This window comes from Lysobacter sp. Soil_N_23, assembly GCF_057656135.1.
Window position 1 is genome coordinate 1 of the sequence record NZ_JBDGKY010000014.1, and the last position, 16,518, is coordinate 16,518.

18 protein-coding genes are annotated in these 16,518 nt (G+C 67.2%); 11 read left to right on the plus strand and 7 right to left on the minus strand.

The genetic code is table 11. From position 1 onward, the window contains the following. Positions 1-79 precede the first annotated feature (79 nt). A complete protein-coding gene (locus tag AC3A3X_RS11605) occupies positions 80-547 on the minus strand; it encodes a hypothetical protein (RefSeq protein ID WP_487583183.1) in 468 nt (155 codons plus the stop codon). Between the two features lie 188 nt (positions 548-735). On the opposite strand from AC3A3X_RS11605, the gene AC3A3X_RS11610 reads away from it, so the two are divergent. From AC3A3X_RS11610 to AC3A3X_RS11625, 4 genes are all read left to right on the plus strand, one after another. After that, positions 736-1,125, plus strand: coding sequence for a BlaI/MecI/CopY family transcriptional regulator (locus tag AC3A3X_RS11610; protein WP_487583184.1), 390 nt, complete (start codon positions 736-738; stop codon positions 1,123-1,125). Continuing rightward, a complete protein-coding gene (locus tag AC3A3X_RS11615; protein WP_487583185.1) occupies positions 1,118-3,001 on the plus strand; it encodes a M56 family metallopeptidase in 1,884 nt (627 codons plus the stop codon). The genes AC3A3X_RS11610 and AC3A3X_RS11615 overlap by 8 nt, the downstream gene beginning before the upstream one ends. A 196-nt stretch (positions 3,002-3,197) precedes the next feature. After that, a complete protein-coding gene (locus AC3A3X_RS11620) occupies positions 3,198-4,865 on the plus strand; it encodes a GMC oxidoreductase (protein ID WP_487583186.1) in 1,668 nt (555 codons plus the stop codon). 193 nt (positions 4,866-5,058) lie between these two features. Next, positions 5,059-5,427 carry a VOC family protein gene (locus tag AC3A3X_RS11625; RefSeq protein WP_487583187.1) on the plus strand — a complete coding sequence of 123 codons (369 nt, stop codon included), beginning with the start codon at positions 5,059-5,061 and terminating at the stop codon, positions 5,425-5,427. 28 nt (positions 5,428-5,455) lie between these two features. On the opposite strand, the gene AC3A3X_RS11630 is transcribed toward AC3A3X_RS11625, so the two are convergent. Further along, the gene (locus AC3A3X_RS11630) at positions 5,456-5,722 is read right to left on the minus strand and encodes a DksA/TraR family C4-type zinc finger protein (RefSeq protein ID WP_487583188.1); all 267 of its coding nucleotides are present in this window, start codon (positions 5,720-5,722) and stop codon (positions 5,456-5,458) included. 76 nt (positions 5,723-5,798) lie between these two features. Here AC3A3X_RS11630 and AC3A3X_RS11635 point away from each other — a divergent pair, with 76 nt between their 5' ends. From AC3A3X_RS11635 to AC3A3X_RS11645, 3 genes are all read left to right on the plus strand, one after another. After that, entirely contained in the window at positions 5,799-6,242 is a 444-nt protein-coding gene (locus AC3A3X_RS11635) for an SET domain-containing protein (protein WP_487583189.1), read from the plus strand. A gap of 123 nt (positions 6,243-6,365) precedes the next feature. Further along, positions 6,366-7,439 (plus strand): tetratricopeptide repeat protein, encoded by a 1,074-nt coding sequence (locus AC3A3X_RS11640; protein ID WP_487583190.1) that lies wholly within the window; start codon positions 6,366-6,368, stop codon positions 7,437-7,439. A 107-nt stretch (positions 7,440-7,546) separates the two neighbouring features. After that, positions 7,547-8,356: a TIGR04325 family methyltransferase gene (locus AC3A3X_RS11645; protein ID WP_487583191.1), complete on the plus strand. Its 810-nt coding sequence runs from the start codon at positions 7,547-7,549 to the stop codon at positions 8,354-8,356. A 27-nt stretch (positions 8,357-8,383) separates the two neighbouring features. Here AC3A3X_RS11645 and AC3A3X_RS11650 read toward each other — a convergent pair whose 3' ends face one another. Then, positions 8,384-9,187, minus strand: coding sequence for a hypothetical protein (locus AC3A3X_RS11650; RefSeq protein WP_487583192.1), 804 nt, complete (start codon positions 9,185-9,187; stop codon positions 8,384-8,386). A gap of 130 nt (positions 9,188-9,317) precedes the next feature. On the opposite strand from AC3A3X_RS11650, the gene AC3A3X_RS11655 reads away from it, so the two are divergent. From AC3A3X_RS11655 to AC3A3X_RS11665, 3 genes are all read left to right on the plus strand, one after another. Further along, complete coding sequence (locus AC3A3X_RS11655) at positions 9,318-9,977, plus strand: glutathione S-transferase family protein (protein ID WP_487583193.1); 660 nt, start codon at positions 9,318-9,320, stop codon at positions 9,975-9,977. Between the two features lie 65 nt (positions 9,978-10,042). Beyond that, a complete protein-coding gene (locus AC3A3X_RS11660) occupies positions 10,043-10,939 on the plus strand; it encodes a hypothetical protein (RefSeq protein ID WP_487583194.1) in 897 nt (298 codons plus the stop codon). Positions 10,940-11,015: 76 nt separating this feature from the next. Next, a complete protein-coding gene (locus AC3A3X_RS11665) occupies positions 11,016-11,741 on the plus strand; it encodes an rRNA pseudouridine synthase (protein WP_487583195.1) in 726 nt (241 codons plus the stop codon). A 286-nt stretch (positions 11,742-12,027) separates the two neighbouring features. Here the strand turns inward: AC3A3X_RS11665 and AC3A3X_RS11670 are convergent, their stop codons facing one another. The 3 genes from AC3A3X_RS11670 to AC3A3X_RS11680 form a co-directional block, all read right to left on the minus strand. Then, the gene (locus tag AC3A3X_RS11670) at positions 12,028-12,498 is read right to left on the minus strand and encodes a YehS family protein (protein WP_487583196.1); all 471 of its coding nucleotides are present in this window, start codon (positions 12,496-12,498) and stop codon (positions 12,028-12,030) included. Between the two features lie 10 nt (positions 12,499-12,508). Beyond that, positions 12,509-13,366, minus strand: a complete 858-nt coding sequence (locus tag AC3A3X_RS11675; protein ID WP_487583197.1) for a PA4780 family RIO1-like protein kinase — start codon at positions 13,364-13,366, stop codon at positions 12,509-12,511. Positions 13,367-13,566: 200 nt separating this feature from the next. Continuing rightward, the gene (locus AC3A3X_RS11680) at positions 13,567-13,995 is read right to left on the minus strand and encodes a GFA family protein (RefSeq protein ID WP_487583198.1); all 429 of its coding nucleotides are present in this window, start codon (positions 13,993-13,995) and stop codon (positions 13,567-13,569) included. Between the two features lie 185 nt (positions 13,996-14,180). Between AC3A3X_RS11680 and AC3A3X_RS11685 the strand changes: the two genes are divergently transcribed. Next, positions 14,181-14,621, plus strand: a complete 441-nt coding sequence (locus AC3A3X_RS11685; RefSeq protein ID WP_487583199.1) for a hypothetical protein — start codon at positions 14,181-14,183, stop codon at positions 14,619-14,621. Positions 14,622-14,695: 74 nt separating this feature from the next. Here the strand turns inward: AC3A3X_RS11685 and AC3A3X_RS11690 are convergent, their stop codons facing one another. Then, positions 14,696-16,402: a CPBP family intramembrane glutamic endopeptidase gene (locus AC3A3X_RS11690; RefSeq protein ID WP_487583200.1), complete on the minus strand. Its 1,707-nt coding sequence runs from the start codon at positions 16,400-16,402 to the stop codon at positions 14,696-14,698. Between the last annotated feature and the right edge of the window lie 116 nt (positions 16,403-16,518).

Here is a 16,518-nt window from a genome sequence, read left to right on the forward strand (position 1 = left end):
CGACGAAGGGGCGGAGCAATCCCCGGCCCGGCGGACGACGCCCCTCCGCAGACGCAAGCCCAACACGCAACAGCAACGGCTAGCCCCGCGCCAGCGCCCGTCGCGCGAACAGCACGCACACCACGCCGAACACCATGTGCGCGATCACACTGGCAATGATCCAGTCCAGGTGCTCGAACGACGGCGACCGCCCGACCCGCGACAGTGGCATCACCACGAAGTTCATCACCACGTACAGCACGACACCGTACATCGCGCCCAGCGCGAACGGCCTGCGCAACAGCGCCGGCACCCGCCGCGCCACCAGCGTGTAGATCACCACGAAGGAGGTGGCCATCAACACGTGCAGCCCTGCCCCGAGAAGCGCCGACTGCATGCCGCCTTCGTAGCTGGCCTTGCCCAGCACCCCGACCGCGATCGTCTGGAAAACCTTTTCGATCCCGGCTGCATCCCATGAGAACCAGACAGTGGTCGCAAAGGCGATGTCGCCGATGGCGACGATCAGGCCGCCGATCACTACCTGCAGCCATTCAACGGGGCGTTGCATATGCAAGGACATCGCAGGACTCCCTGGTGCGTGAAGGTTTCGGCCCCGCAGATCCTAGGCCCAATCCGGGGCGCCATGGCCACACCGGGACGTCCAGCACCATGACTTATGACCTAGATAAAACTGTCTAGACAAACCGGTCTAGTTGGTCTACGTTCTTTTCCAGCCACAACTCCGCGAACACCCAGATGACACGCAAGCCCGTCAAACCGCCCAAGCCCACCGCCGCCGAACTCGACCTGTTGCGCTCGATCTGGCGCCTGGGTCCGTCGACGGTAAAGGATGTCCATCAGGAGCGGATCGCCGAACGCCCCGACCTCACCTACGCGACCGTGCTGCGGCTGATGCAGATCATGCACGGCAAGGGCCTGCTGACCCGCGACGAAAGCCAGCGCTCGCATGTCTACGCCGCCGCCCATGCCCGCGACGCATTGCAGACCAACCTGCTCAGGGACCTGATCCAGAAAGCCTTCGCCGGCTCCGGCAAGGACCTGGTGCTGGCCGCGCTGAGCGACCACGTCACCGACAAGGAACGCGAGGAGATCAAGCGCTTCCTCAAGGAGAACCCCGATGCCTGATCCGTCCGCACTGGTTCCGCTGCTCGGGCGCGCACTGCTGCACTTCGTCTGGCAGGGCGCGTTGATCGGCCTGATCGCTGCGCTGGCGCTGCAGCTGATGCAGGGCGCGCGACCGCAAGCACGTTACGCGCTGGCCTGCGTGGCGTTGCTGGCCTGCGTGCTGGTGCCGGCGATGCACCTGGCAATGATGATTGCAGCCGCAGGCGAACCGGCCACGCCACTCGCGATGGCCGCTGCGTCCATGCATCTGGCGGCGAGCGATGTTGAGTTCGTGCCCGCACTGTCGGCATGGCCGGCGCGCATCGACGCGGCGATGCCCTGGATCGTGGTGATCTGGTCGGCCGGCGCCTGCACGCTGTCGCTGCGGATGGCGACGGGACTGGTCTGGATCGAACGCCTGCGCGGGCAGCCGCAAGGCACCGGGCATGCCGCCTGGCAGGCACGCCTGGATGCCCTCGCCGTCCGCTTTGGCATGCGCCCGCGTGTTGCCTTGCGCCTGGTCGATTCGCTCGACTCTCCTGCCTCCGCCGGCTGGCTGCGCCCGGTGGTGCTGCTGCCCTCGGCCCTGCTGACGCGCATGCCGGTCGACCTGATCGAAGCACTGCTGGCGCACGAGCTGGCCCACATCCGCCGCCACGATTACCTGGTCAACCTGCTGCAGGGCGTGGTCGAGGCGCTGCTGTTCTACCACCCGGTCACCTGGTGGCTGTCGCGCCGGATCCGCATCGAGCGCGAGCACATCGCCGACCAGCTGGCCGCCCAGGTGACCGGCGAGCCGCGCCGCCTTGCCCTGGCCCTGTCCGAACTGTCGGAATTCCACCACCTGCAGCGCCACCTCGACCGTGCGCACCGCGCACATCCCTACCTTGCCCAAGCCGCCCATGGAGGCCACCTGATGTCCCGCATCGAACAACTCGTCCGTCCCGGCCGTCGCGCCGCCAGCGGCCGCGTCGCCTTCCCCTTGATCGGCCTCGCCGCCGCGTGCATGGCGTTCTACGCCCACGCCCAGATCAACAAGAGTGATGCCCCCGCCAAGGCCACCTCATCGCAACCCGCAGCGACGTCCGCGCCGGCATCGAAACCTGCGCCGACACTCTCCGGCGGCGGCCACACCCTGCAACTGCACATCGGCAAGACCCGCGACGCCTATGCCCTGGTCAGCAAGGACCGCGACGGCGTGACCATGTCCGGTTCGACCGACGACCTTCCGCAGATCGAAGCAGCCAGGCATAGCCTGCAGGGCGACTTCGTCTGGTTCCGTCGCGGGGGCAAGTCCTACGTCATCGTCGATGCGGCCACCGTGGCCAAGGCGAACGAGGCGTGGCGCGACAGCGCCAAGCTGGGCAAGCAGATGGAAGTGCTGGGCGACCAGATGGAAGTGCACGGCGACAAGATGAGCGCGCTCGGCGAGCAGATGGAGAAGCTGAGCGAGCAGCACCGTGCGACCCCGGCGATGGACGCGGCGACGCGGAAGATGGAAGCCCTTGGCAAGCAGCAGGCCGACCTGGGCGAGCGCCAGGCCAGGCTCGCCGACGACATGGTCGGTGCCGGCGAGGCGGAAATGGACAAGCTGTCGGCCCAGATGGACGCCCTATCGGACCAGCAGGATGCATTGGCGCAGCAGATGGATGACCAGTCCGAGCTGATCGACGCCGAGGCCCGCCGCCTGGATGCCAACACCGGACCGATGGAGGCCCTGGGCCGGCAGATGGAGGAAGCGGGCAAGCCGATGGAAGCGCTGGGTGCGCAGATGGAAGTGCTCGGCGCGCAGCACGAAAAGGTCGTCGCCAAGGCCGAAGCCGAGACGCGCAAGCTGATCACCGAAGCCATCGACAAGGGCCTGGCCCTGCCGGCACCCGGGTACAGCGCGCAGTAACCGGCAGCACCTCGGGGTCGGGCAACGCCTGCCCGACCCCGCTGCTGCAGGACATGACGTTTCGGCATGAGCGGAACGGCCGCCAGCGCCGCGCGCACTGTCCCCTCCCCGCCCCGCGCTGCGTTGTCTAGCTACAGCAGGCTGGGGGCAAGCGAGTCGTCTTGTGCCCGCGCCAATTCGCACAAGGGGCTCCACTTTGATCTTCGATTACAGGAAGGCTTCGTCGCCCGCCGACGTTGAGGCGGACATCTGCATCGTCGGCGCCGGTGCCGCCGGTCTGGCCATTGCCTGGGCCTTCCTCGGCACCCGTGTGAGCGTGTGCGTGGTCGAAGGCGGCGGGCTCGATGCGGACGAGCGCAACCAGGCGCTGTTCGAAGGCTCGTCGATTGGCGTACCCGAGTTCGACCCCGGCGCGTCGCGCCTGCGCGCGTTTGGCGGCACCTGCAACTTCTGGGGGCGGGGCTGCATTCCGCTGGCCAACCTGGAAGCCCGCGACTGGGTGCCGCACAGCGGCTGGCCGATCGGTTTTTCAGACCTGGAACCGCACTACCTCAAGGCCCGCACCTTCTGCGGCCTGGAGTCCCATGACTTCGGCGAAGACACCTTCCTGACGCCGTCCTCACGGCAAACGCTGGCCTTCGACGCCGATGCACTGGTGCACAAGACCTTCGCCAGCAGTCCGATGATCTTCGGCGAGGCCTATCGCACCGAGTTCGAACGCGCCCGCAACATCACCGTGCTGCTCCACGCCAACCTGCTCGAGCTCGAGGCGCTGCCGTCGGGCGCGGCGGTCCGGCAGGCGCGCATCGGCACGCTCGACGGCCACCGCGGCGTGGTTCGCGCCCGCCACTTCGTGCTGGCCTGCGGCGGCATCGAGAACGCACGCCTGCTGCTGTCGTCCAATTCGGTCAAACCCGATGGCCTGGGCAACGACCACGATCTGGTCGGCCGCTATTTCATGGACCACCCCAGCGGCAAGCTCGGCGCGCTCTTCACCCGCGATCCGGATTCGGTGATCCGCCCCTACGACCGCAACGTCCCCAAGGGCAAACCGCAGGCGCACCCGGAAATCTGTCTCTCCGACGAGGCGCAGCGCCAGCACCGCATCCTCAGCGGCCGGGTTCGGCCGTACGCATTCGAGGAACCGGTGCCCGAGGGGCTGCAGGCATTGCGCGACCTGCGCGCGATCATGCGTGCGCGCCGGCGCCACGAGAACTGGGCGATCAAGGCCCGCGTCTGCGGTCGCAAGAATGGCGAGCCCGACTACATCGCAAAATCGCGGCCCAGCGACGACGACATCGCCTCGCTGACGTTGCGCGCCGGCCTCGGTGTGGCCGACATCGCCAAGGCCTTCGGCCGCAAGCTCACCCGCAAGCCGACGGTGAAAACCGAACGCGTCGACCTGGTCGGCTACTTCGAACAGGTGCCCAACCGCGACAGCCGGATCACCCTGGGCGAGGAACGCGACGCGCTCGGACTGCGCAAGGTCAGCGTCGACTGGCGCCTGACCGAACTGGACCGCCATACCTACCGCACCGCTGCCCGGCTGTTCGGTGCCGAACTGGCGCGGGTGAGCAACGGCGAGTTCCGGCCCGAACCGTGGCTGGACGAAGACAATGGCGTGCCGCAGGTGTTCGGCACCTCGCACCACATGGGCACCACGCGCATGGCCGATGCACCGGAGCTGGGCGTGGTCGATCGCAACTGCCAGGTGCACGGCATCGGCAACCTGCACATCGCCGGAAGCTCGGTGTTCCCGACCGGCAGCTGGGCGTTCCCGACCTTCACCATCATCGCCCTGAGCCTGCGCCTGGCCGAACAGCTGCGACAACGCCTGGAACAGGCTGCGCCCCTGCTGGGCTGAGCCAATCAACGGGTTCTTGTCGGGCTTGCGGCGCGGGTGTCAGCGTCGCGTCGGACGGTGGTCGACCACGCGACGAACGCGGTTCTATTCGTGCAATCTCGCCGACGCCTGACGACACGTCACCCTCGATGCGGGTTCACGCCGCCCTACGCGCGCTCCGACAAAATCGCCGCACTTCCGTGGAGACCACAGCATGAACAACCCCGTCGGCTGGTTTGAAATCTACGTGCAGGACATGCCCCGCGCCCGCGCGTTCTACGAAACGGTTCTGGCGAGAAAGCTGGAACGGCTGGAAAGCCCCGGCATCGAGATGTGGGCATTCGCGATGGCACCCGACCAGCCGGGCGCCGCCGGTTCGCTGGTGCACATGGAGGGCTATCCTTCCGGCGGCAACAGCACGCTGGTGTATTTCATCAGCGAGGACTGCGCGGTCGAAGCCGCGCGCGTGGTCGCCGCCGGCGGCAAGATCTTCAAGGAGAAGTTCTCGATCGGCCAGTACGGCTTCATCGCCCTTGCCATCGACACCGAAGGCAACATGTTCGGACTGCACTCGATGAAGTGACGCGGCGTGGCTCCCAGGCGACTGGCCCTCAGCGCAACTGGCTGTCCTTGCTGCCGCGACGGTTGTAACCGCTGTGCGCGGACTGGTCCTCGTCGTGCGCCTGCTGGCAGTCGATGCACAGGCGCACACCGGGCACGGCCTTGCGCCGTGCTTCCGGGATCTTCTTCCCGCACTCCTCGCAATGCACCAATCCGGGACCTTGCGGGAGCTGGCTGCGGGCGCGCTCGATGGCGTCCTTGATGGTGGCGTCGATCTGGTCCTGAACGGCACCGTCGCCTGCCCAACCAGTGGCCATGGGATCGTCTCCTGTGGATCGAGGAGCGAGCATAGCGCCGGCGACCTGAATTCCCGAAAACGGGTGCGGAGATGCCATGACGATCGACCAAATCGGCGACCTCGACCTGCTGGCGACGCGGCTGCTTGGCGGCGCGCCATGCCTGCCCACGGTGGCGGACGCGGTAGTCGGCACCAGCGCCATCCACGGCCACGGCCTGTTCTCGACCCGCGCGCGTGGCGCCGGCGAAGTGCTGTGTGTGCTCGACGGCCAGGTCGTCGATGTGGCGGCATTCCCTCGCGTCGTGGATGCGCTGGAATGGAACGCACTCGACCCGTCCCGGCTGCTCGTGCGCGGCATCCGCACCAGCTATGGCTACATCAACCATAGCGCCAGACCCAACGTCGCCATCGACGCCGACGGGCGCACGATGCGCACCTGCGAGGCGGTGGCGGCCGGGGGCGAGTTCACGATGGATTACCTGGCGCAGCCGGTGCCGGCGGGGTACCGCGAGAGCGACGAGGGGCGGCGGCTGCGGTGAACGGTGCCCGACCCCGCCAATGTGCCCAAACGGGCATGACGTTGTGCACTCACGCCACCCCACCACGGCAGGTCTAAACTGCCCCCAGCCCATCCTGCGCCGCATGGCGCGAAGGGTCTGGCCATGTTCACCTGGGTCATCGCCGCGACGCTGGCGCTTGCCGCACCGGCGCCCACCGTCGCCGACGCCACGCCGCCGGCGCAGATCATGGCGCTGCCCGCGGAACTGCAATCGCGCTACCAGGCGGAAGTCCTGAGCGGCCATCCCTCGCAGCACGCGCGACTGGAACGCACCGTCGAATTCCTGTTCGGCGAGCAGGGCCTGGGCATGACCTACCGGGAAAGTGCGACCTCGACTGTCGCCGAGGCCTATGCCACGCGAGAGGCGAACTGCCTGACCTTCACCCTGTTGTTCCTCGCCTTGGCCCGCGAAGCCGGCCTCGATGCGACTCCGCAGGAGATGGTGCAGACACTCGCCTGGCGCCAGGCGGAAGGCACGCTCTATAGAAGCAACCACGTGAACGCAGTCGTCCGGATTGCCGGACGCCAATACAGCGTCGACGTAGCCCGCGACGCAGTGATGGCCCGCTTTCCGCCCCAGCCAATAAGCCAGGCCCGCCTGTACGGTCACTTCTACAACAACCTTGGCATCGCCGCGATGGAGCGGATGGACCTGGTCGCCGCCAAGCGCGACATTGACCAGGCCATAGCACTCGACCCCGGCTACGCCAACCACTGGAGCAACGCCGGCGTGATCGCGGTGCGCAATGGTGAAACCGAGGCGGCCGAACGCGACTACGTGAAGGCCCTGTCGCTCGACCCCGACAACACCAACGCGCTGTTCAACATGGCCGGACTGGCGCACCGCCGCGGCGATGCCAAGCGTGAAGCGGAGTATCGCCGACGACTCGCCCGTATCCAGGAGAAGGACCCGTTTCACCACTTCCTGCTGGCGGTGAACCATGAGCGTGCCGGCGAGTACGCGCTGGCGATCCGCCATTACCGCAAGGCGATTCGGCTGTACGGCGACGAGCCCCGCTTCTACTCGGCGTTGGCGCGCGCCTATCTGGGCGCCGGCGATACCCGGCGTGCCGCCAAGGCCCTGGCCCGCGCGCAGGCCCTTGGTGGCGGCGACACCCGTGCCGCCAACCGGAGCAAGCTCGACGACCTGCGGCAGCTCGACAGCCTGCGGCAATAACCGCGCCCACTGCTGGCCGGGCACGCGTCCCCTTCTCCACGTCCTTTGCGTTTGCCTTGTCTAACGGGGACTCAGCGGGGAAGACAATGGTGCACGACCTTGCATGGATGAAGGACAAGCTTCTCCGCATCGCCACGGAGAGCGCGGAGCTACCCGGTCTGCGCACCCTGGCCAAGCCCCTCTACCGGCGCATGTTCAGCCGCCCCTATCGTGACGGCAACGCCTACTTCGGTGTGTTCGACTCCCGCGACCAGGCCCTGGCCGCCGCGCCCGCGCTGCCGACCACCTACGACCAGCCCTCGGCGGGCGGGATGTACCTCGACCGTCACAACACCATCCGCGTCAGCGACTACCCGGTGGTGCACTGGTTGTCGCGGCTGCTGGCCGAAGGTCGGCACCGCATCTTCGACCTGGGTGGCCACATCGGCGTCAGCTACTACGGCTTCCGCCGCTATCTGACCTATCCGCAGACGCTGCAGTGGTGCGTCCACGACGTACCGGCCGTGGTCGACGCCGGCCGCGCCTGGGCAGAACAGTACGATCCCGAACGCCTGCTCCGTTTTGCCGATGAGCCCGACGCCGCCAACGGCCACGACGTGCTGATCAGCAGTGGCGCGCTGCAGTACCTGGACTACACGCTGCCCGAACTGCTCTCGCGACTGGAGAGCCCGCCGCCGCACGTGCTGGTGAACCTGACCCCGATCCACCCCAAGCACGGCTATGTCACCTTGCAGAACATCGGCAAGGCGGTGTTGCCGTACCGGGTGATGGCCAAGGGCGAACTGGTCGACGAGATGGCCAAGCTGGGCTATGTCGTCGCCGACCAGTGGCAATCGCGCGAGCGCCACCTGAAGGTGCCGTTCGAACCCGAATGCACGCTCGATCACTACAGCGGGTTCTATTTCCGGCGGGCGTGAGACGTCGAGCGTCGCTCGCTCGTGCGGTCAGTCGAGGATCCAGGTGAATCCCAGCCGCACACCCCACTCGGGCTCCTCGGTCGGACCGTCGATCCAATAGCGGAAACCTGCATCGAAGGCGAACGCGTTGCCAGCCCGGCGCGCGTACAGCGTCAGTGGCCCTTTGATGCGATCGCGCTGCCAATCGTAGGCCGCATCGACCTGCACCCCTGCGCTCCAGCCGCCTGACAGGTCACGCGTGGCGAAGGGCGAAAGCCGGGTGACGTCATCAAGCGTGTAGTCGTCATCGGAACCGTCATCGGAATTGTCACCGAACGCCTGCAGATGCTGCACCTGGGCACCCCAGCTCCAGCGCCTGCCGACCCAGGTCGCGGCCAATGCCGGCCCCAGCGCCCATGTGTCTTCACCCAAGGCGTTGTCGCTGGCGGTCGGCGCGCGCAGGGTGGCACCCACGCCCCAATGGAAGCCGTCATCCCGGGCCACCGACGCAGGCACGTAGTAAAGCGTCTGCAGCAGATCGCCGATACCGGACTGGATGCGATCCTGCGGGTCGACGCCTTCCAGGCGGACCAGCGGCAGCAAGGTACGCGACACCCAGCGCCCGCCGCCTTCGCCGAAGGAGAACACCGGCTCGATGGCGAGCGTGTGCTGTTTGCCCTCGTCGAATCCGCCAATCTGCGTGTCCCAGTCCAGCCGCAACGGCAGGTGATCGCGCGTGGTCAGCGGATCGATGAGCTGGCGACCCGGCGGCGTGTCGGCATCGTTGGCATGCGCAGGCGTGCCCGGGTACAGCACCGCGCCAGCGAGCAGAAACCCAAGGAGTCGGCACATGGCGATGCCCTCGTCGGATGGCTTGCGCGTGCATAGTGCGCCCACGACGTCGGCACTGTCGATTTGCGCTGTCGAATCCGACCCCGCTCATTCGTCGCACAATCAACACCCTGCCCCAGGAGCCCGTTCGATGCCCCTCCAGCTCTATGCCCACCCGTTCTCGTCGTATTGCCAGAAGGTCCTGACCGCGCTCTACGAAAACGGCACACCCTTCGAGTTCCGCCTGCTCGACGATCCCGAAGGCCCGGCGATGCGCGAGCTCACCCGGATCTGGCCGATGCGCCGCTTCCCCGTGCTGGTCGACGACGACCACACCGTCATCGAAGCCAGCTGCATCATCGAGCACCTGGCCCTCCACCATCCCGGACCGGTGCAACTTGTCCCCGAAGATCCGCGCGAGGCGCTGGAAGTGCGCCTGATGGACCGGTTCTTCGACAACTACGTCTCCACGCCGCAGCAGAAGGTCGTCTTCGACGCGATCCGCCAGCCGCAGGACCGCGATCCCTACGGCGTTGCCGAAGCGCGCGCCATGCTCGAAACCTCCTACGCGTGGCTGGAGAAGAAACTGCAAGGCCGGCAATGGGCCGCGGGCGAGCATTTCAGCCTGGCCGATTGCGGTGCGGCGCCGTTCCTGTTCTATGCCGACTGGACCCATGCGATCGGCGATGGGTTTCCCACCGTGCATGCCTACCGCCGGCGCCTGCTGGCGCGGCCGTCGTTCGCGCGTGCGGTCGACGAAGCCCGTCCCTATCGCCCCTTCTTTCCACTGGGTGCGCCCGATCGCGACTGAAGTCACGCTGATGGCGGCGACGCCATGCTGCAATGGTCGGCGGCATTCACGGAACCGGGAAGGACATGGCAGTCATCGTCATCGCAGTCGCAATCGTTCTCCTGGCCGGCCCGCTGGTGCTTGCACTGACGGGCCTGTTTCGATCGTCGCGTGAGCAGGCTCCATCGGCACCGGTTCGCAACTGGGACCGGTCGCTGACCATCACCTCGACGCTGCTCTACACCCTTGCCTTCAACCTCACCTTCTTCATCCAGGAACTGTTCCTGGTGCTGCCCAAGGCGCTGACACCGGGCCTGCAGCCGACGCTGTTCCACAACAACCACAAGTGGGCGGGCGTGCATCCACTGGCGAGCCTGTTCCAGGGGACCGGCGCGCTGGCGACCGTGCTGGCCGCGCTGGCCTGCATCGCCCTGCTGCGGCAGGCACGCGGCACGACGCTGCGCTTGTTCCTGATCTGGATGGCCTACTGCGGCTTGTTCATGGCGCTGCCGCAGGTCGTCATCGGCGCGCTCAGCTCCGGCAGCGATGTCGGCATGGCGATGGACTATCTGCAGATGGGCCCGTTGGCGAAGACTGCATCCGCGCTGGTTGCGCTGATCGTGATGCCGCTGGCGGCCATGTGGCTCGCGCGTCCGCTGCTCGGCCTTGCGGTTCAACCGGCGCGAATCGCCACTCCGCGGTCACGCACGCGCTTCATGTTCCAGGTGGCCACGCTGCCGGTGATCGTCGGCACGGCACTGGTGATCCCGTTCCGGGTGCCGCGCGAAGCACTCGAGGTCGTGCTGCTGCCGGTGCTGGTGGCGTGGATCGGCGTGGTCTGGATGCAGGCCGGTGCATGGCGTCTGCGCGGGCTCGAGGCTCGCGGCACCGGACCGGGATCGACGGGCTGGCTGCTGCTGGCCGTCGTCGCGCTGCTGCTCGTGTTCCAGCTGTTGCTGCGGCCCGGCATCGAGTTCTTTTGAGGCCTCGGGCAACGACGTGAACCCCCGCCTGACGTCTTAGTCCCTACACTACGCACCCGTCCCGCCTGGCAGTCCCGTGTCCGAACCCGTCCGCCTCTCCCGCCGCGTCGCCGAACTGGCCGGCTGCTCGCGCGCCGACGCCGAAAGCTACATCGAGGGCGGCTGGGTGCTGGTCAACGGCGTGGTGATCGAGGCGCCGCAGCACATGGTGTCGGACGAGCGCGTGGAACTGGACCCCGATGCGGTCCTCGAGCCGCCGCAACCGGCCACGATCCTGTTTCACAAGCCCGTCGGCGTGGACGCGATCAGCGGTCGCACGGAAGCCGCGGGGCTGGTCACGCCGGCCACGCGCTGGGCCGACGACGCGACCGGCATGCGCCTTTTGCAGCGGCACTTCATCCGGCTGACGCCGCTGGTCCCGCTCGACCGCGACTCCAGTGGCCTGATGGTGCTGACCCAGGACGGCCGCGTGTGGCGACGCCTGACCGAGGATGCCGACCAGATCGAACACGAGTACGTCGTCGAGGTATCCGGCGACATGGCGCCGTATGGGCTCAACCGCCTCAACAATGGCGGCCTGCGTTTCCAGGGCCGCGAACTGGCACCGTGCAAGGTCAGCTGGCAGAACGAGATCCGCCTGCGCTTCGCGATCAAGGCCGCGCGTCCCGGGCAGTTGCAGGACATGTGCGCGCAGGTGGGGCTCGACGTAGTGGCGATCCGCCGCATCCGCATCGGCAAGATCCCGCTGGCGAAGATGCCGGTAGGCGCGTGGCGCTACCTGCCGGTCGGCGAGCGGTTCTAAGTGCCCGTCATCCCGGCGAACGCCGGGATCCAGGCCCGTACCCCGTCCAACCCATCACCGTCATCCCGGCGAACGCCGGGATCCAGGCCCTACCCTTTCCAACCCAACACCGTCATCCCGGCGAACGCCGGGATCCATTTTGATGTTGCCGTTAGGCGACAAGTCAAAAGCAACGTCCCTGGGTTCCCGCCTTCGCGGGAATGACGTGATGATGTAGGTTCCCGCCTTCGCGGGAATGACGTGATGATGTAGGTTCCCGCCTTCGCGGGAATGACGTGATGGAGTGTCAGCCGCCGCGCACCCGCAGCGTCAACCCCTTGAGGAAGTTGCGCAGCATCTGGTCGCCGCACAGGCGAAAGTTCTTGTGCGTGCTCTGCCGGAACAGCGCCGTCAGCTCCGGCTTCGACACCGGAAAACCAGCCGCCGCGAACGTCTCATGCATGTCGGTATCCTTCATCTCGAAGGCCACGCGCAGCTTCTTGAGCACCACGTTGTTGGTCACCCGCTTCTCGACCGGGCGCGGCGGAAGGCTCTCGTCACGCCCGCGCAGGTAAATCACCAGGCCGTCGAGGAAATGCGCCAGCACGCGACTGCTGCACTCCACGTACTCCGGATCGTCCTCGCGGCGCAGGAACGCCAGCACGTCGGCCTTCTCGATCGGGAATTCCGGATCGGCCAGCCTGGTGATCTCCACGACCTTGATGTCGCTCAGGTCGAGCATGTAACGGATGCTGCGCAGCACATCGTTGTTGATCATTCTCGTGCCCTCAGTCGGCCAGCGCCGCTGCCTCGCGGCCCTGCTGGCGGATCAGCGCCTCGTCGCGGGCCTCGTTGATCGCGTCGCGGACGCTGTCGAGGTCGACGCGGCGCTCGTCATGCTTGAACTTGCCGGTCAGCTCGCTGTCGGTCTGCAAGTCACCGGCCTCGAACAGAGCCCACATTTCCTCGCCATACCAGGTGTCGAACAGTTCCGGCGCCCAGCGCCCCAGGTAAGCGGTGAGGTTGTTGACGTCGCGCAGCAGCATCTGCCGGGCGGCATTGTTGCCTGCGGCACTGACCACTTGCGGGAAGTCGATCACCACCGGGCCGTCCGGGCCGACCAGCACGTTGTAGGGCGACAGGTCGCCGTGGATCAGGCCGCAGCACAGCATCAGCACGACCTGGCGCACCAGCACCGCGTGGAATTCGCGCGCCTGCTCCGCACTCAGCTCGACCTCGCCCAGGCGTGGTGCCGAAAACCCTTCCGCATCGGTCACCAGTTCCATCACCAGCACGCCATGGAAGTAGCCGTGCGGCTCGGGCACGCGCATGCCGGCCTCACGCAGCTGGTACAGCGCGTCGACCTCGGTGTTCTTCCAGGCGGTTTCCTGCTGCTTGCGGCCGTACTTGCTGGCCTTGCCGATCGCACGCGCCTCACGGCTGCCGCGCACCTTGCGGCCTTCCTGGTACTGCACGCGCTGCTGGAAGCTGCGCTGCGCCATGTCCTTGTAGACCTTCGCGCAGCGCACGTCATCGCCACTGCGGACCACGAACACCGCCGCTTCCTTGCCGCTCTTGAGCGGACGCAGCACCTCGTCGATAACGCCGTCGTCAATCAGCGCCTGCAGCGCGGTGGGGGTCTTCATGGAATCCGTGGAGTGGCCGCAGGTGGGGGCGCGGCGCGGTGGGGCGGCATTCTCGCATGGGCGGGGGTCCGGGGCGCCCTCCGGCCCTCCGTGCAGTGCCCCCGTTCATCCGCCATCACCGTCCCGCTGTCGTTCCGAGCGCAGCGAGGGACCTGCTTGCCCCCGCCGCCCCCTCCCAGCCCCTCCCAAGGCCCGGTCACCTACTCCGGCAGCATCACCCCCGAGCCGCCCAGCTCGGAAGGAAAGTCCTTCAGCTTCGGCAGCCCGTCCTTGATCGGCAGTACGGTCTCGCCGTAGTTCACATGCACCGCCGGCACGAAGGCCAGGGTCGGGATGGTCGCGGCGTAGACGTCGGTCAGGTCGAACGGGGGGTGGTGGGTCATCAGGTGGCCGCCGCAGCGGCTGCAGTACTGGCGATCGCTGACCGGCGTCTTGGCGTAATGGCCGATCAATTCGGCGCCGCGGGTGACTCTGACGCTGGCCGGTTTCCACAGGGTGAAGGCGTTGACCGGGCCGGCCGACCAGCTGCGGCAGGACGCGCAGTGGCAGTACCCCATCGCCTCCGGCGCCCCGCTCACCTCGATGCCAACCGCTCCGCAAAAGCAGGTTCCGCTGTATGTGTCGCCCATGTGCTCCTCCGGCGGGTCCTTGTACTCCCTCGGCCAACGTGCTGCGTTCGCCCGCACGGACAGCCGGGGCCCGGCACCTGTCCGACCGCACAGGCCGGCCGCGTTCAGCCTCATGCGATCGACGGCCTGGCCGGCGGTCACGCCGTGCGGGCGTCCGCACGGCCATGCATCACTGAGGAGGTCTTATGAAGCGTTTCAACCTGTGGCTGGCTTGCCTGCTGATGGCACTGTTCGCGGTGTCGGCGCAAGCACAGCAGCGCCCCTACGCGGACGGACCCGTCACCATCGTCTCGTCGATCAAGGTGGTCGACGGCCAGTTCGAGAACTACATGAGCTACCTCAACGCCACCTGGCGCCGGGCCATGGAGGAAGGCAAGAAGTCGGGCCTGGTCAGCGACTTCCACGTGTACAGCGCCCAGGCCCACAACCCGAGCGAACCGGACCTGTACCTGGTGGTGACGTATCCGAACATGGCCGCGTTCGACGGCATCGACGAGAAGATGGACGCGATCCAGACCAAGGTCACCAAGTTGAACTACAAGGAAGCCGATGAAGCATCCGGCAAGCGCACGGTGATGCGCGAACTGCTCGGCCAGATGATGGTTCGCGAGCTGGTGTTCAAGTGATGGAGTGCGGGGCTGGGTCCACGACCCAGCCCACGCAACGCGACCTCACAGGCCTGGCTTGCTCCCATCGCGCCTCAGAGCATCCGCATCGCGAACGCAAGCCCGTTGTTGAGCGCGTGCAACGCGATTGCCAGGCCCAGTGACCGCGACTTGCGCACCAGCCAACCCGCCAGCAGGCCGAGGGCGAAATAGAACGGCAGGCGCGGCGGGTCGTCATGCATCATGGCGAACATCGCGGCCTGCAGCGTATTGGCCCAGCCGAAGCTGATATGGCGCGAGAGGCCACCCAGGATCAGCCCGCGGAACGTGAGCTCCTCCAGCACCGGCCCGAGCACGGCGACCAGCAGCAACGTGACCGCCGGGCCGTATGCCTCGCGTCCGCCGATGGCCAGCGCGGCCATGGCACGGGTGTGCACGGTGTCACCGGAACTGGCGGTTCCGTTCCAGGCGGCATTGAGCGCGCCCACACCGAACAGGGCGCCCCATGCCACCAGCACCCAACCCGCGGAACGCAGCGCAGCGCGATCGCCCAGGAGCTGCCGCATGCCCATCCCGCGCATCATCGGGATTACGCACACCAGGCCTGCCACCGTTCCCCACAGCATCATGCGGAACAACGCGACCGGCTCCGACACCGGGGTGCCTTCGAGCATCTGCGCCATCGCGCGCGGCTCCAGCACCAGCCCTGCGATCATCGGCACGCAGATCGCGACGAAGCCGCCGAACCAGGCATGGCGCAGGCCGATCGAATCGAACAAGGGCACGGTCGTCTTGCCGCGGGCGCGACGCACCAGGCCGCGGTAATGCGCCGGCACCAGCAGCAGGCCCGGCGTCAGCGCCAGTGCGAGCAGCGCCAGCACCATCACCAGCGAGCCCATCAGCATCGGGCCGGACCACAGCGTGGAAGGCGAGCGCATGGCCAGCGTGCCGTAGCGCTCGATGTTCGCGTACAGGTCGTCGGTGTCCGTCAGGTCGACCAGCGCGGACGCGGCGCTGAAGTCCCTCGCCGCGATGGCCGCCTCGAAGCGAAGCTTCTGCAGCGACGCGGACTTGTGCGCCTTGCCCGCGAGCAGCTTGCGCGCGGCGGCGACGTCGCCCGCGCGCAGGTGGGCACGAGCAGCGACAGCACTGTCGATCTCGAACTGCGCATCGGCATAGCGGCGCAGTTCATGGAGGCCGGCCTTCGGATCGGGCAGCTCCAGTGCCGCCTCGATCCGCGCCTTCGCCAGCCAGGACAGTTCGGCCGGCGGCGTTGACTGCAACAACCGGGCGGCTTCGCCGGCGCGCCCATGCGTCGCGAGGTACGTCACCGCGGCAGCGACGCGCGAGTGCTCGCCAAGATTGACCGCCAACACCGCCAACTCGCCGGCACGCTCGTCGTTGGACTCGTTTTCGTGCGCCTCGGACAACCTGGTCAGCAGTTCCCTGCGCAGCGGCAACGGCCAGCCGTCGATGGCCTTGACCAGCGCTTCGCCCTGCTCGACGGCCTCTTCCCCCCACACTTGCCCGAGCTCGAACATCTGGGCGACAGGTTCGTTGGGCCAACGCGTCTCGATGGTCTTGCGGCACTCTTCAAACTGTGCCGGCGCCGAATCCACCCATTCGCCGTATTCGTCGTCGACGAAGTTGCCGATGAACCGGCAGCGTGCGACCGCTATGGCAGCATCACCCGGCGCGGCACGCATCGACGCGTCGAACTGCGCCAACACGCCCGCATACGCCGCGTCTTTCCGTTCGCGGACCTGTTTGAGCGCAACGTCCGGATCGGGCGTTGCGGCCACGTCGGGCGCGCCTGCCAAAGCGGTCCCTGCCAATAGCGACGCGGCCAGGAAAAACGGCCGCAACCAGAAACGCATCCCCATGCGTGATCCCCTTGCCTGTGTAGGCCAATAGTAGA

Coding starts and splice junctions, on each gene's coding strand:
- AC3A3X_RS11660 (WP_487583194.1), top strand. CDS start 10,043: ATGGCAGTCATCGTCATCGCAGTCGCAATCGTTCTCCTGGCCGGCCCG.
- AC3A3X_RS11680 (WP_487583198.1), bottom strand. CDS start 13,995: ATGGGCGACACATACAGCGGAACCTGCTTTTGCGGAGCGGTTGGCATC.
- AC3A3X_RS11625 (WP_487583187.1), top strand. CDS start 5,059: ATGAACAACCCCGTCGGCTGGTTTGAAATCTACGTGCAGGACATGCCC.
- AC3A3X_RS11605 (WP_487583183.1), bottom strand. CDS start 547: ATGCAACGCCCCGTTGAATGGCTGCAGGTAGTGATCGGCGGCCTGATC.
- AC3A3X_RS11645 (WP_487583191.1), top strand. CDS start 7,547: ATGAAGGACAAGCTTCTCCGCATCGCCACGGAGAGCGCGGAGCTACCC.
- AC3A3X_RS11685 (WP_487583199.1), top strand. CDS start 14,181: ATGAAGCGTTTCAACCTGTGGCTGGCTTGCCTGCTGATGGCACTGTTC.
- AC3A3X_RS11635 (WP_487583189.1), top strand. CDS start 5,799: ATGACGATCGACCAAATCGGCGACCTCGACCTGCTGGCGACGCGGCTG.
- AC3A3X_RS11630 (WP_487583188.1), bottom strand. CDS start 5,722: ATGGCCACTGGTTGGGCAGGCGACGGTGCCGTTCAGGACCAGATCGAC.
- AC3A3X_RS11610 (WP_487583184.1), top strand. CDS start 736: ATGACACGCAAGCCCGTCAAACCGCCCAAGCCCACCGCCGCCGAACTC.
- AC3A3X_RS11615 (WP_487583185.1), top strand. CDS start 1,118: ATGCCTGATCCGTCCGCACTGGTTCCGCTGCTCGGGCGCGCACTGCTG.
- AC3A3X_RS11650 (WP_487583192.1), bottom strand. CDS start 9,187: ATGTGCCGACTCCTTGGGTTTCTGCTCGCTGGCGCGGTGCTGTACCCG.
- AC3A3X_RS11640 (WP_487583190.1), top strand. CDS start 6,366: ATGTTCACCTGGGTCATCGCCGCGACGCTGGCGCTTGCCGCACCGGCG.
- AC3A3X_RS11675 (WP_487583197.1), bottom strand. CDS start 13,366: ATGAAGACCCCCACCGCGCTGCAGGCGCTGATTGACGACGGCGTTATC.
- AC3A3X_RS11670 (WP_487583196.1), bottom strand. CDS start 12,498: ATGATCAACAACGATGTGCTGCGCAGCATCCGTTACATGCTCGACCTG.
- AC3A3X_RS11655 (WP_487583193.1), top strand. CDS start 9,318: ATGCCCCTCCAGCTCTATGCCCACCCGTTCTCGTCGTATTGCCAGAAG.